This window comes from Acinetobacter sp. HY1485, from assembly GCF_027568475.1.
Taxonomy (GTDB): Bacteria; Pseudomonadota; Gammaproteobacteria; order Pseudomonadales; family Moraxellaceae; genus Acinetobacter.
The window spans coordinates 26437-40754 of the sequence record NZ_JANKZG010000008.1 but is presented as its reverse complement, the minus strand read 5'-3'; the positions used below and the strand labels follow the sequence as shown (position 1 = coordinate 40754).

The window sequence follows — 14318 nt, the reverse complement described above, 5'->3', positions numbered from 1 at the left end:
ATCCTAGTTGTTATTACATTTTTTTAAGGTTAAAAAAATCATTCTGTTAGTTGTGGTAGACCCATTGTAAAAAAAGACTTCGCCACTGCATGGTTTGGGTGTTTGGTTTACCAATGCCCCAACCGTGCCCGCCGTTATCAAATATATAAACTTGATGGGTAACGTGTGCCTGAGCTAAAGCCTGTTGCATAAGTAGACTATTTTGTACGGGTGAAATAGGATCATTTTTTGCATGAAAAATGAGCATGGGTGGTGTTTGTGGTGTAACCGCATCTTGAGCTGAAAGTAAGGTTTGAAGCGTGGCATTAGGCTTAGGAAATAAACTTTTAAACGCATGTGTATGGTTGAGTGGTGGCAACATACTAATGACAGGATAAACTAAAACAGCAAAGTTAGGTTTTGCAGATAAAGTGTCTAGTGGCTCCTGAGATTTATAAAATACGCTATTAAACTGAGTTGCTAAAATAGAAGCTAAATGCCCACCTGCAGAAAATCCAAGTACACCAATTTTTTGTGGATCGTAGTCAAATATTTTTGCCTGAGATCGCATAATGCGAATCGCCCTTTGACCATCTGCAAAAGGTAAAAGTGGATTATTTTTTGGTAGGCGATAAATCAGCTCAAAAACGGTAAAGCCCTGTTGCTGTAACCACTGACTCGTTGGTGTGCCTTCTTTACCCAATTCTTCATGGGCGTAACCACCACCACTCATTACTAAAATTGCATGATGATTATTTTTTTTGGGTAGATAAACCACCATTTGTGGCTGTGAAATATCGTTTACTTTTTGGTTGATATTGTATTGAACATTAACAAGCTGTGTTGGATTTTGCCATAAATTTATAGCAAGGTTTTGAGCATAAATTGAAGAGGATAAGTACATTAAAATAAGGGTAAAACCAATTTTTAAAAGCATGGTACTTACCTCAAAATTTATTAGTGTTATTTAAGTGTATAAAAAAATTGAAGCTACATAAGATGAGATTTGTAGTTATTATAATATAGTCATAAAAATTAAAAGACATAAGTAATAAGTTGTTTATGCTTTTCCGTAAATCCGTAAATCCGTAAATCCGTAAATCCGTAAATCCGTAAATCCGTAAATCCGTAAATCCGTAAATCCGTAAATCCGTAAATCCGTAAATCCGTAAATCCGTAAATCCGTAAATCCGTAAATCCGTAAATCCGTAAATCCGTAAATCCGTAAATGAAGTATAAAAAAGCCAAGTGATAACACTTGGCTTTTTAAAACTCAATCAATTAGATATCGCTTAAGTCAATACCTAAACGTTGAGCAACTTCTTCATAAGCTTCGACTACATCACCTAAACCTTGACGGAAACGGTCTTTATCTAGCTTTTTCTTTGTGTTTTTATCCCATAAGCGGCAGCCATCTGGTGAAAATTCATCACCTAACACAATACGGTTATGGAAAACACCAAACTCAAGTTTGAAATCGACCAATAACATATCACCATCTAAGAATAATGCTTTAAGCACATCATTTACTTGATAGGTCAGCTTTTTCATTTGCTCAAGTTGTTCTGCATTTGCCCAACCTAACGCAATTGCTTGGCTTTCATTCACCATCGGATCGCCAAGCGCATCGTCTTTGAAGAAAAGCTCAAATGTAGGTGGGGTCAGCTCTTTACCTTCTTCAACACCTAAACGACGGCATAATGAACCTGCTGCATAGTTACGAATTACACATTCAACAGGAATCATATCTAACTTTTTAACTAATACTTCGTTAGGTGTGAGTAGCTTTTCGAAATGTGTTTCAATTCCTGCTTGAGCCAACTTGTCCATAATGAAGGCATTAAAACGGTTATTAACCTTACCCTTGCGGTCTAGCTGTGCAATTTTTTCTCCATTAAATGCCGAAGCATCATCACGGAAAACAAGGATTAAGTGATCAGCGTCTTCTGTAGTGTATACAGATTTTGCTTTACCAGTGTACAGCAAGGTTTGTTTTTGCATGGGACTAACCTGTTTTTTCAAACAAAAAAAATGCCTAGATAGACTAGGCAGACCAATTTTGAGCAATCTGGTCAAGTAATGCTTTGGCTTGAGCAGAGTCGGCAAAGGTGTTGTCTGGCGTGAAGACAACAAGCGTATTATTTTTGCCATCAGCTGAAAGTTTTAACAGGTAGGTGTTTTGATTCACCTGAATCGTCGCTTCATAACGGGTTTTATTTTCGTCAACCACGTTGTAATGAAGTTTTTCTAGCGTATCTAATGTTGTTTGCCAGATTTTTTTAGACTTTCCTGTCACTTTTAATAGCGGATTCATACTTGAATCGGCAACCACAACGGGTGTTTTATAGCGTTGTTCAACTTGTTTTTGAGCACTGCGGTTTGCAACTTCCTCATTAGGGCGAGGCATAGCAAAACGGTTGCCTTTTTGGTTTTCGAAATCTGGGGCACGTTCTAATGCCATCGGATCAACCACAGGTGCAGGGTACAATGGCGTTACAGGTCTAACTGTGGTGCCTTCAGGATATTGCAAAGGTGCAAGATTGCTTGCCTTTTTATAATCTAAAGACCCATTGTTTACACTTAATTTGTTGCTTAGTGTGCTACAGCCTGTAAAAGCAAGGACAGAAAGTGTAAGGGCTAGACCTAAACGTAATTGCATAATATTGTGCTCTTAAATAATACCTGTTTCTTTGAGCGCCTCACGAATAGGCGTTCTAAATTCTTCTGCTAATGGAGTTAAAGGTAAACGAATACCTTCTTCAATCATTTCCATTTCGTGTAGTGCCCATTTCACAGGAATTGGGTTCGATTCGCAAAACAAAATATTGTTTAAATTTGCAATCTTTTGATTAATTTGTGAGGCAACTGTGTGGTTTCCTGCCAAAGCTGCTTCGCACATTTGGCTCATCAGTTGGGGTGCAACATTTGCCGTTACCGAAATATTGCCTTTTGCACCTAAGCCAATCAGCTCAGCTGCGGTACCGTCATCGCCTGAGAGCACCGAAATTTTACCATTAAGGCCATCAATTAAGGCTTTACCGCGTGTTAAATCGCCTGTGGCATCTTTAATTGCAATAATATTTGCAACATCAGCTAAACGAAAAACGGTTTCGTTTTTCATATCTACACCTGTACGGCTAGGTACATTGTACAAAATAATTGGCAGTTTTGAGGCTTCAGCAATCGCTTTAAAATGTTGATATAACCCTTCTTGTGTAGGCTTATTATAATAAGGCGTTACTGTTAAAACGGCGTCTGCACCGAGTTCTTGTGCTTCTTTAGTCAGTTCAATCGCTTCATGCGTTGAGTTCGCACCTGTACCTGCAATGACAGGAATACGACCATCTACAATCTGAATAATCTCTTTAATGACCTGTGCATGTTCTTCCATTGTTAAAGTAGAGGGCTCACCTGTTGTGCCTACTGCAACAATAGCGTTTGTACCTTGTTGAACATGCCACTCCACAAGCTTCTTGAGGTTCTTCCAGTCTACCTTACCATCTTTATGCATAGGGGTAACGAGTGCGACAATAGAACCTTGAATTGTGTGGGCAAGCTGAGTCATTTTAGAAAAATATCCTGTTAAGCCATCCATTATTTTACAAATATATGGGATGGTTTTCATCTTTTAGGTTGAGCAAAAATCCAATTTTTTTTGAATAATGCTTGTGCAAATTATGACTGATCATCAGTTGAAGAACAACATAATTTCGTAAAGCTAAGTTAACTTTATAGACATTTTTAAAGCAATTTTCAACTATATTCAAATGTTTAGATAAAGTTCTTGTTTATTTAATGTTTTCACTATAAAAAACGAGACGATCTGTTGTTTAATCTTGTAAAGTAAAATTATTTTGGAGATTAATTGATCATGCTTCAGCAAGAAAAAATAGCGCTTATTGTGGTTGATGTACAAAATGGTTTTATGCCTAATGGAAATTTAGCAGTTGCACATGCCGATCGTATTTTACCTAATGTCAATCAATTAATGCATCATTTTAATAATGTGGTTTTGACGCAGGATTGGCACCCTGAGCATCATATTTCTTTTGCAAATAATCATACTAATAAACAGCCTTTTGACATGATTAATTTGCCTTATGGTCAGCAGGTGCTTTGGACAAGCCACTGTGTACAGGGTACAAAAGATGCAGATTTTCATCCTGATTTAGATGTTAGCCAAGCACAGCTTATCATTCGAAAAGGTTTTCATGCACATATTGATAGTTACTCGGCATTTGTAGAGGCAGATCGTACAACCAAAACAGGTTTGGCAGGGTACTTAAATGAACGTCAAATAGACACTGTGTATGTAGTTGGGGTTGCAACTGATTTTTGTGTGGCATGGACAGCGATTGATGCAGTTAATTTAGGTTTTAAAACTTATGTCATTGAAGATGCCACCGCAGGCATTGATTTAAATGGATCTTTGGTGCAGAAATGGCAGGAGATGCAGGCTTTAAAAATTGGCAGAATACAAACACAGGATGTGCTTAAGTTATTATGAATATGCTAGAACTTTTAATGTATGCAACTGCTGTAATTGTAATGATTGCAACGCCTGGTCCTGTGATGCTTTTGGTGGCAAGCGCAGGACAGCAAGGCGGATATAAAAGGGCATTACAAACAATTTTTGGAACAAATTTCGCCTCATTGTTTTTAATTACAGCCTCTATTTTAGTACTTAAAGGCGTATTAAGTATTAATGGCTATGTATTCGATATTATTAAAGTATTGGGTTGTGCTTATATTGCCTTTTTAGGTTATGAGATTTTAAAAGAAGTTAAAGATACACCACAAATAGCAGAAGTTGAGAAAGTTCAACCAAAAGAGGGTGGCTTTAAAAAAGGCTTTTTGGTGGGTATTTCCAATCCCAAAGATATTATCTTTTTTTCTGCATTTTTTCCGCAGTTTATTCATGTTACGCCAAACATCAATAACAGTTTATTAGTGCTGACAGTGGTGTGGATTATTTTAGATTTTATGACACTTTCGATAGTGTATTTGGGCTTTAGTCGCTTATCAAAAAGTCGACATTATCCAAAACTATTAGGGGTCTGTGGGGTAGTCTTAGTCGCTGTGGCATTGTATGGCATTTTAAGTACTTTATATGGTTATATGAATTAGGCTGAATAATTTTGGGAGATTTTAAGTATTTTACGTTAAAAATTTAACTATAAGCATGCATGATAAGAGATAAATTTACTAAACTATATTTAATGATTATAAAAAAAAGAGCGAGCATCTTTATGAGATTTTTTAAATATGTTCTTGGATCTTGTAGCTAAATGCTTATATAAAATATTATTTTTTTATAAAAAATGAAAAACTCGCCTTGAATGGGCAAGGCGAGTTATCTGAAAATGCTTAAATGTTAAGCAGAAATATCGACACACAGATACTTTGTTTCTAAGTATTCTTCAATGCCTTCTTGTCCGCCTTCACGTCCTAAGCCAGATTGTTTAATCCCACCAAATGGCGCAACTTCGTTAGAAATAGCACCTGTATTTACACCCACCATGCCATATTCTAATGCTTCACCTACGCGCCATTGGCATGCTGTACTTTGTGTAAACAGATAGGCAGCTAAACCAAACTCGGTGTCATTTGCCATGCGTACCGCATCTTCTTCGCTATTAAAACGAAACAATGGTGCAAGTGGACCAAATGTTTCTTCTTTTGCCACTTTCATGTCGGCAGTAACACCTGTGAGAACCGTTGGCTCAAAGAAAGTTTTACCTAAATGCGTAAGCTTACCGCCAAAGGCAATTTGTGCACCTTTTTGTGTGGCATCTTCAATATGCTCAATCACTTTATCAACTGCAGATTGTTCAATTAAAGGACCTTGCGTAGTGCCTTCGTCTACTCCGTTACCTACTTTAAGTTTAGATACGGCTTCTACTAGTTTTTGACTAAGTTGATCGTAAATGCCATCTTGTACATAAATACGATTGGCGCAGACACATGTTTGCCCGCTGTTACGAAACTTACTTGCCATAATACCTTGTACGGCTTGGTCTAAATTGGCATCGTCAAAAACTAACACAGGGGCATTACCCCCTAGCTCAAGCGATAGTTTTTTAATAGTCGATGCACACTGTTGCATTAAGATGCGACCTACTTGGGTAGACCCTGTAAAGCTGAGTTTACGGATGGTGTCGCTTTCACATAGTGTTTTACCAATTACCGAAGATTTACCACTGATGGTAATGAGTAAATCTTGTGGTAAACCTGCTTCAATAGCTAATACTTCTAAAGCATACGCCGTGAGTGGTGTTAGCTCGGCAGGTTTAATCAGCATAGCACAACCTGCCGCAAGTGCAGGGGCAGCTTTACGTGTGATCATTGCTGCAGGAAAATTCCATGGGGTAATGGCTGCCGTCACACCAATAGGTTGTTTAATGACAAGTAAGCGTTGTTGGCTTTGGGTTGGCGGCACAATACTGCCATCTATACGGCGTGCTTGTTCTGCAAACCAACGGATAAAAGAGGCTGCATAGCCAACTTCACCACGAGCTTCTGCCAGTGGCTTGCCTTGTTCTGCTGTTAAAATTTTTGCCAAATTGTCTTGGTTTTTAACAAGCAGTTGATACCAATTCCAAAGAATATCCGCACGTTGTAAGGCAGTGTGAGTTTTCCACTGTTGTTGTGCTTTTTCGGCACGGATAATGGCTTGTTCTACACTGTTTTGATCATGGCATTTAACGTATGCCAATACTTCATCTGTTGCAGGGTTTTTGACTTCAATTACATCACCATCTGTTGAGTTAAAGGCAACATCAGCGTGTTTAAGTAAGTATTGTAACGATTGGTCAATCATGCAGAAGGCTCCGAGCTTTTTTGGCAAAGCGTTTCGGGTAAATCCAAAGTTGCCATTCCTTGTTTGAGAATTTCAATTCCTTGTTCAAATTGTGCTTTTGGAATAGTCAGTGGATATAAGAAACGAATAACATTTCCGTATTTACCACAAGTTAAGAGCAATAAGCCATGTTGCATGGCATAGTTTTGTACAGCTTTAGCAAATTCTGCATTATCTAACTCCATGGCAACCATTGAGCCAAGTGCACGAATATCTTTTACAACACCTGCATATTGTTGGTCTAATTGATGTAGTGTTTTAACTAAAATTTCGCCTAAATCATTGGCACGTTGGCACAATTGTTCTTCTTCAATAGCATCTAATACAGCATGTGCCGCCGCAACTGCAACAGGGTTGCCTGCGTATGTCCCACCTAAACCACCAGGATTAGGCGCATCCATCACTTCGCTACGTCCTACAACGCCCGATATTGGAAAACCACCACCTAGACTTTTTGCCATGGTAATTAAATCGGCTTTGGTGTCGTAATGGTTCATAGCAAATAGTTTGCCTGTACGGGCAAAACCAGATTGCACTTCATCGGCAATGAGTAAAATACCATGTTCATCACATAAGGTACGTAAGCGTGTTAAAAATTCGGCAGGTACAACATTAAAGCCCCCTTCGCCTTGTACAGGCTCTAATACAATGGCAGCAACATCATGCGCTGCAATGTCTTCACTAAAAATGTCGTGAATACTATTGATGGCATCATCGACACTAATACCGCGTGAGGCAACAGGGTAGCGTGCATGAAATACACCTGCAGGCATGACACCAAAATCTCTTTTGTACGGTGCGGTTTTGCCTGTCATTGCCATGGTCATAAATGAGCGACCATGAAAACCATTACCAAAGGTAATAATGCCATGGCGTTTGGTGTATGAACGTGCAATTTTAACGGCATTTTCTACAGCTTCTGCACCTGTGGTGAAAAAGGTGGTTTTTGCATCGCCTTCGATAGGTGCTAAGGCATTTAAACGTTCTGCAAGTGCAACATAACTTTCGTAGGGGGTGACTTGATACGCCGTATGGGTAAACTGTTGTAATTGTTGAGTTACTGCCTCAATCACCTTAGGATGACGATGCCCCGTATTTAAAACGGCAATACCACCTGCAAAGTCGATGTATGCATTGCCGTCTGTGTCCCAAATTGTTGAATTTTCAGCTTTTGCAGCATACCACTGACACATTACACCTACACCTTTTGGTGTTGCTTGTTGTTTGCGTGTATTCAGTGCAGAATGTTGAGCGTCCATTTCAAATCCTCGTGTTGTGGTGTCAGGTTTGCCTCATCAAAAAGGCACACGCGTTGTTGCTGTGATATTTTTATTGTGCGCTTTTGTTTTGGGCAAACGAGAGCCACTTTTTAACAGTAGGAGAGAGCCAATTTGCGTAGCTTATTTGGAGATCATTTATTACAGCGTTTGCAAGAGGATGTTGAGGGAACACTCCATCAGCGGTTGTTCCGTTGTTTAAGAGAAGCCATTGTGGCACGGGTGTTACCCCCCAAAACACGCTTGCCTGCTTCTCGTGATTTAGCCAAAGAAATGCAAGTGTCACGTAATACAGTACTCAGTGCTTATGAGCAATTACAAGCAGAAGGTTATGTGGAGGCACGCATTGGACAAGGCACTTGGGTGGTTGAGCAATTGCCTGAAACCTTTTTAACCACTGCATATGGTAAAACGGCGCCTATACCTGCCACCGTGCCTAGAAAAAATTTACTTTCACAGCGCGGTTCGCGTGTGATGGGGTATGCTGCAGCATCTCCACATCAATGGGGGGCGTTTGTACCCGGTGCACCTGATGTAACGGAATTTCCGCATCATTTGTTTAGCCGTATTCAGTCGCGCTTGAGTAAAGACCCTGATGTCAGCCGTTTAATTTACAGTAATGCAGGCGGATGCCCTGAACTACGTGCTGCCTTAGCTGATTATTTGCGTGTAGCACGTTCAGTTAATTGTGATGCCGATCAGATTATTATTACCGAAGGGATTCATCAAGCGATTGATTTAGTGTCACGCGCGCTCACAGATATAGGCGATCATGTTTGGATTGAAGATCCTGCTTATTGGGGTATGCGTAATATTTTAAGAGTCAATGGAGTGCATTTACATCCATTACCTGTGGATAAAGAAGGTATTCTTCCACAAGAAAATCCTAATCAACCACCCAAGCTCATTTTTGTAACACCGTCACATCAATATCCGTTAGGGTCACATTTAAGTTTGGCACGCCGTAAAACGCTGTTGGCATTGGCGCGTAAACATCAAAGTTGGATTGTAGAGGATGACTACGACAGTGAGTTTAGATTCTCAGGGCAACCGTATCCTGCATTACAAGGGCTGGAAGCCGATGCGCCTGTTATTTATATGGGCACGTTTAGTAAAACAATTTACCCTGCATTGCGTATTGGTTATTTGGTCGTGCCTAAATCGTTGTTTTCATCACTCAGAACCTTGGCTGCCGAGTTATATCGTGGTGGGCATTTGATTGAGCAAAAAGCCTTAGCTGAATTTATCCAAAAAGGGCATTATGCGGCACATATACGCCGTATGCGTTTATTGTATGGCAAGCGTCGTCAATTTTTGATGGATTTAATTCGGCGTTATTTAGGTGATGCATTTGTGCATGAGTACGATGAAGCATCGGGCTTACATCTTGTTTTAAAATTACCAACGGGGTGTGATGATGTGGCAATTGCAACCAATGCCTTGGCGCATGGAGTGAAGGTACGTCCATTATCGCAATACTATATGCATTCACACGCACATGCCCAACGTGGCTTATTACTTGGTTTTGCATGTGTGAATGAAAAAGATATGATGATGGCATTTGGTGCATTGTTGCAGTGTTTAAAAGAAGCAGGCATTCAACCTCAGCCTGCTGTACATTAGTTTTGAATAAATTTACCTAAATGGCGTTGGCTCGATAATTGTGGCTGACGCTTTTGCAGGTAAAAACCTACACTTGCTAAAATGGCAGTTAACACAAAGGTAGACACCAACTCATTACGTGATTCAGGGAAAATCGTCATCAAACCCATCATACAAATAATGCCCACAATCGTGATGTAGTTGAGGTATGGAAATAACCACATTTTAACGATTGGAGTTTCGCCCATTGCCACCATTTTTTTACGCATATACAGTTGAGTAATGGCAATCACAAGGTACATCAGCAAAACGACTGCACCACTCGTTGAGAGTAAAAACATAAAGAAGTCTTTGCCCATGGCATAGTTTACCACAATGACACCAAATACAATCACAGATGTGGCTAAAATGGCTTTTAGAGGTACACCATGTTGCGTGGTATGTGCAAGACTCGGTAAACAATCACCACGTTTTGCAAGCGAATACACCATACGGCTAGACACATAAATAGACGAGTTTAAACAGCTTGTGACTGCCACCAAAACAACTGCTTGCATAATTCCTGCTGCATATGGAATGTTCATGGCAGATAAAACGGCTTGGTAAGACCCTACCGTGAGTTTAGGGTCATTCCACGGTACAAGTGCAATTACCACAAACATAGAACCTAAATAAAATAAACCCAAACGCCAAACAACAGCTTTAATGGCACGCTTAATATTATTGCGTGGATCTTCAGATTCTGCTGCGGCAATGGTAACAATTTCACTGCCTTGGAAGCTAAACATAGCAACCAATAAGCCTGTTAAAATGGCAGTTGAACCTTTAGGTAAAAAGCCACCATCTGCCCATAAGTGTTGAATACCATGAACAGAAGAATGAGGCATTAACCCAAGCATTGCCACCAAGCCTAATACTAAAAACACCACAATACTGGCAACTTTTACAAACGATAGCCAATACTCTAATTTGCCGTAATTTTTAACATGTAAACAGTTGGTGACAATGAGTGCTGTGGTCATGAGTAAGGCACAAATAGGCGCAGAAAATGGCAACCATTGCGAAAGAATATTCCCTGCGGCAATAGCTTCAATGGCAATCACTAAAACGTAAAACCACCAATACAACCAACCAATGGTAAAGCCTGCCCAACGCCCTAAGGCTTCATCAGCATAAGATGAAAACGAGCCCGTATCTGGGCGTGAGGTTGCCATTTCCCCCAACATTTGCATGACTAAAATTACAATGATGGCAGCAATCAGGTATGAAATTAAAACAGCAGGACCCGCCGTGGCAATGGCATTAGAGGAACCTACAAATAAACCAGCACCAATCACGCCACCAATTGAAATCATGGTGATTTGCCGTGTGCTCACGCCTTTGCCTAAATTTTGAGATGTTGCCATACAATTTTCCTTAATCTGCAATCTGCCGAGGCGTCTTGTTTTGGTGCTTTATACATCTTAATTTGCCGAGTTGATGGGTAACAAACGAGAGCCATTTTGAATGGCACTTAAAGAGCCAATATTTCTAAAAAGTAAAAGAAATTGGCTCTTTTACATGAATAATCATTTTGATGATGTTTGTTTTAGCAATAAAAAAAGGTCAAAAATAATTTTAAATATTTGATTATTAAAATTAAAATCATAAAAATTTAAATTAAGCGTATAAAACAATGAACCCTTGTAATTGGTTCTTTTACTGAAAAAATCGTGTTTAAATTTTTGTTGACAATTAAGATATTAAATAATACTTAATATTTTATATGTATTAAAAAAGGAAGAAGACAATGGGAAAAGAAATACGCCAACATTTTATTAATGGTGAATATGTCCAAAGTACAGGACAGACGTTTTTTGATCTCATTAGTCCAGTTAACGGTGAAGTTTATGCATCTTCACCAAACGCAACGCAACAGGAAGTAGATGCAGCGTATACAGCTGCTCAAGAAGCATTTAAAACATGGGGACGTACCACGCCTGCCGTACGCCAAAAAGCCTTACTCAGTCTTGCAGATGCCGTAGAAACCAATGCTCAACGTTTGGTAGATGCACAAGTACAAGAAACAGGGCAACTTAAACATATGGTGGCACAAGAAGAAGTGGCGGCATCTGCTGACCATATTCGTTTTTTTGCAGGTGCGGCACGTTGTTTAGAAGGTCGTTCATCGGGTGAATATTTAGAAGGACTAAGCTCAAGCATTCGCCGTGAACCTTTGGGTGTGGTGGGACAAGTCGCACCGTGGAATTATCCACTGATGATGGCTGTATGGAAAATTGCACCTGCATTGGCAGCGGGTAATACCGTTGTTTTAAAACCAAGTGATACCACACCAACCAGTACGCTTATTTTAGCCGAACTTGCAGCACCATTTTTACCTAAAGGTGCCTTTAATGTATTGCTTGGACAAGCAGATGCAGGCTCAAAAGTGGTTTCACATGAAACGCCTGCTTTAGTATCAATTACGGGTTCTGTGCGTGCAGGGTTACAAGTGGCAGCATCGGCAGCAGCCAATTTAGCCAAAGCACATTTAGAGTTAGGGGGTAAAGCACCTGTACTTGTATTTGCAGATACAGATATTGAAAAAGCAGTAGAAGCGATTACGTTGGCAGGCTTTTTTAATGCAGGACAAGACTGTACGGCGGCAGCGCGTGTGTTGGTTGAAGACAGCATTGCACCACAGTTTATTGAAGCAATGGTTAAAAAAACCAAGACCATCAAATTTGGCTTACCTGATGACGAAGACGCGTTATATGGTTCTGTGAACAGTGAACGTCAACTTGAACAAATTGAAGGATTCATTGCTCGTTTACCTAATTATGCCAAAGTGGAAACAGGAGGTAAGCGCGCGCAAACAGCAGGTTTTTATTTTGAACCTACCATCATTACAGGCTTGCAACAGCATGATGAAGTGATTCAAACCGAAATTTTTGGACCTGTGATTACGATCCAAATATTTAAAGATGAGGCAGATGCATTAGATAAAGCCAATGACGTGGAGTATGGTTTGGCATCAAGTGTTTGGACAAGCAATCATGCACGCAGTATGCGTTTAAGCCGAGATTTAGATTTTGGTACGGTGTGGATTAATACTCATATCCCATTGGCTGCCGAGATGCCACACGGTGGCTTTAAAAAATCGGGTTATGGTAAAGATTTATCAGGCTATGGATTTGAAGAATATACCCGTATTAAGCATGTGATGAGTGCTTACGAAGATTAAGGAAAATCCAATGAACTATAAAGCAATGTTATGTGGTACAGCACTTACCGTGTGTTCAGTGGTGGCTTATGCAGAGTAAACGCCAACACAAGTTGTCAATGCTTATATGCAAGCATGGAACCAACATGATGCAACTAAGGCAGGGACTTATCTCGCTAAAAACGTGGAATATTATGATGTAACGGTAGGTACATCCCAAAAAGGACAAGTGGCTGCGCGTGATCAAGTGATTAAAGTATTTATTGACGCTGTACCAAATTTAAAATGGCAAATGACCAGTGCACCTATTGTGAGTAAAGATAGCATTGCATTTCAGTGGCGTTTTAGTGGCAAAAACACAGGTAAATGGGGCACAACCCCTGCCACTAACAAACCTATTTCATTTGAGGGAGTAAGCTTTGTACGTGTAGATCACGGTAAAATTACCTATCAAGGCGATTACTACGATGCAGCAAACTTAAATAAACAATTGGGATGGTAAAAAAGAAATCAGATTGATTTAAATTTTCATTCTCAATTAAAACTTCACGTTTTATACTAAGCGCTTCTTTTATTATATTTACAGCTTAATTTATATAATTAAACTTAATATTACCTAACTAAAAAAAGCTGTATTAAACGTAAAGTGGAAATTTGATGACAACACATGCTGTAATTTTTGCACCATTAGGGCAAGCCACACGGGCAGAACAAGTGGTTGAGCGTTTGACCAATGCAATTGTGAGTGGGTTACTTGAAGCCCACGAGCAATTACCCAATGAAGCAGACTTAGCAAAGTCGATGGGTGTTTCACATATTACCATTCGTGAAGCATTAAATACCTTACGTACTAAGGCATATATTTACACCACGCGTGGACGTAATGGTGGTAGTTTTGTTTGCCAGCGCACACAGTTAATAGACAATGAGCACCCACTTCAACAAATAAGTACAAATTATTTAGCAGATTTAGGTGAGTTACACTGTGCCATTATGAAACATAGTATTAGTCTTGCTATTGAACGTAGCACGGCAAAAGAACAACAAAAATTAGAAGAGTTTATTGAATTATTTTTTGAAGCAACCACACCAGAACAAAAAGCCCATGCAGATATGCGTTGCTTACTGACCATTGCTGCTAATGCGCAGTCGCCACGTTTAGCGCAACAAGCTTTATCTATTCAAACCGAATGGGCATCTTTAATTGCGATGCTATATCAAGATAATGAAATTTATCAACAAACTGTAAAAACCTATCAACAACTCTTGCATTGTTTTTCTCAACATGATGACGTGAATGCAACACGCTTAATGGGAAAAATGATTTTAGCGTTGACCGAAAATTTAATTGAACTCAAATTTACAATTGAACGAAAGCTCGTTGAATGATGAGGAGAAT

The 14318-nt window shown here is 39.5% G+C and carries 12 protein-coding genes and 1 pseudogene; 6 read left to right on the top strand and 7 right to left on the bottom strand.

Features of this window, described 5'->3' with window-relative positions:
• Positions 1-46: 46 nt before the first annotated feature.
• The 4 genes from PCI70_RS09555 to dapA all read right to left on the bottom strand — a co-directional run bounded on the left by PCI70_RS09555 (position 47) and on the right by dapA (position 3544).
• Positions 47-916: an alpha/beta hydrolase gene (locus PCI70_RS09555; protein WP_269915108.1), complete on the bottom strand. Its 870-nt coding sequence runs from the start codon at positions 914-916 to the stop codon at positions 47-49.
• 344 nt (positions 917-1260) lie between these two features.
• Positions 1261-1980 carry a phosphoribosylaminoimidazolesuccinocarboxamide synthase gene (gene purC, locus PCI70_RS09550; RefSeq protein WP_269915107.1) on the bottom strand — a complete coding sequence of 240 codons (720 nt, stop codon included), beginning with the start codon at positions 1978-1980 and terminating at the stop codon, positions 1261-1263.
• A 43-nt stretch (positions 1981-2023) separates the two neighbouring features.
• Positions 2024-2638, bottom strand: coding sequence for a lipoprotein-34 precursor (NlpB) (locus PCI70_RS09545; protein ID WP_269915106.1), 615 nt, complete (start codon positions 2636-2638; stop codon positions 2024-2026).
• A 12-nt stretch (positions 2639-2650) separates the two neighbouring features.
• Positions 2651-3544 carry a 4-hydroxy-tetrahydrodipicolinate synthase gene (gene dapA / locus PCI70_RS09540; protein ID WP_269915105.1) on the bottom strand — a complete coding sequence of 298 codons (894 nt, stop codon included), beginning with the start codon at positions 3542-3544 and terminating at the stop codon, positions 2651-2653.
• 306 nt (positions 3545-3850) lie between these two features.
• Between dapA and pncA the strand changes: the two genes are divergently transcribed.
• Positions 3851-4486, top strand: a complete 636-nt coding sequence (gene pncA, locus PCI70_RS09535; protein WP_269915104.1) for a bifunctional nicotinamidase/pyrazinamidase — start codon at positions 3851-3853, stop codon at positions 4484-4486.
• The gene (locus PCI70_RS09530) at positions 4483-5106 is read left to right on the top strand and encodes a LysE family translocator (RefSeq protein WP_269915103.1); all 624 of its coding nucleotides are present in this window, start codon (positions 4483-4485) and stop codon (positions 5104-5106) included. The genes pncA and PCI70_RS09530 overlap by 4 nt, the downstream gene beginning before the upstream one ends.
• A 247-nt stretch (positions 5107-5353) precedes the next feature.
• Here the strand turns inward: PCI70_RS09530 and PCI70_RS09525 are convergent, their stop codons facing one another.
• The gene (locus PCI70_RS09525) at positions 5354-6799 is read right to left on the bottom strand and encodes an NAD-dependent succinate-semialdehyde dehydrogenase (RefSeq protein WP_269915102.1); all 1446 of its coding nucleotides are present in this window, start codon (positions 6797-6799) and stop codon (positions 5354-5356) included.
• Positions 6796-8097: a 4-aminobutyrate--2-oxoglutarate transaminase gene (gene gabT / locus PCI70_RS09520; protein WP_269915101.1), complete on the bottom strand. Its 1302-nt coding sequence runs from the start codon at positions 8095-8097 to the stop codon at positions 6796-6798. Before gabT ends, PCI70_RS09525 begins: the two co-directional genes overlap by 4 nt.
• Positions 8098-8229: 132 nt before the next feature.
• Between gabT and pdxR the strand changes: the two genes are divergently transcribed.
• A complete protein-coding gene (gene pdxR, locus PCI70_RS09515; RefSeq protein ID WP_269915100.1) occupies positions 8230-9738 on the top strand; it encodes a MocR-like pyridoxine biosynthesis transcription factor PdxR in 1509 nt (502 codons plus the stop codon).
• Here pdxR and PCI70_RS09510 read toward each other — a convergent pair.
• Positions 9735-11123: an amino acid permease gene (locus PCI70_RS09510; protein ID WP_269915099.1), complete on the bottom strand. Its 1389-nt coding sequence runs from the start codon at positions 11121-11123 to the stop codon at positions 9735-9737. The two genes, pdxR and PCI70_RS09510, sit on opposite strands and share 4 nt — an antisense overlap.
• Positions 11124-11506: 383 nt before the next feature.
• On the opposite strand from PCI70_RS09510, the gene PCI70_RS09505 reads away from it, so the two are divergent.
• The 3 genes and pseudogenes from PCI70_RS09505 (at position 11507) to PCI70_RS09495 (ending at position 14308) form a co-directional block, all read left to right on the top strand.
• A complete protein-coding gene (locus PCI70_RS09505; protein ID WP_269915098.1) occupies positions 11507-12940 on the top strand; it encodes a gamma-aminobutyraldehyde dehydrogenase in 1434 nt (477 codons plus the stop codon).
• 100 nt (positions 12941-13040) lie between these two features.
• Positions 13041-13421: pseudogene (locus PCI70_RS09500) on the top strand (ester cyclase); the annotation flags it as partial.
• 155 nt (positions 13422-13576) lie between these two features.
• Positions 13577-14308: a FadR/GntR family transcriptional regulator gene (locus PCI70_RS09495; RefSeq protein ID WP_269915097.1), complete on the top strand. Its 732-nt coding sequence runs from the start codon at positions 13577-13579 to the stop codon at positions 14306-14308.
• Positions 14309-14318 lie beyond the last annotated feature (10 nt).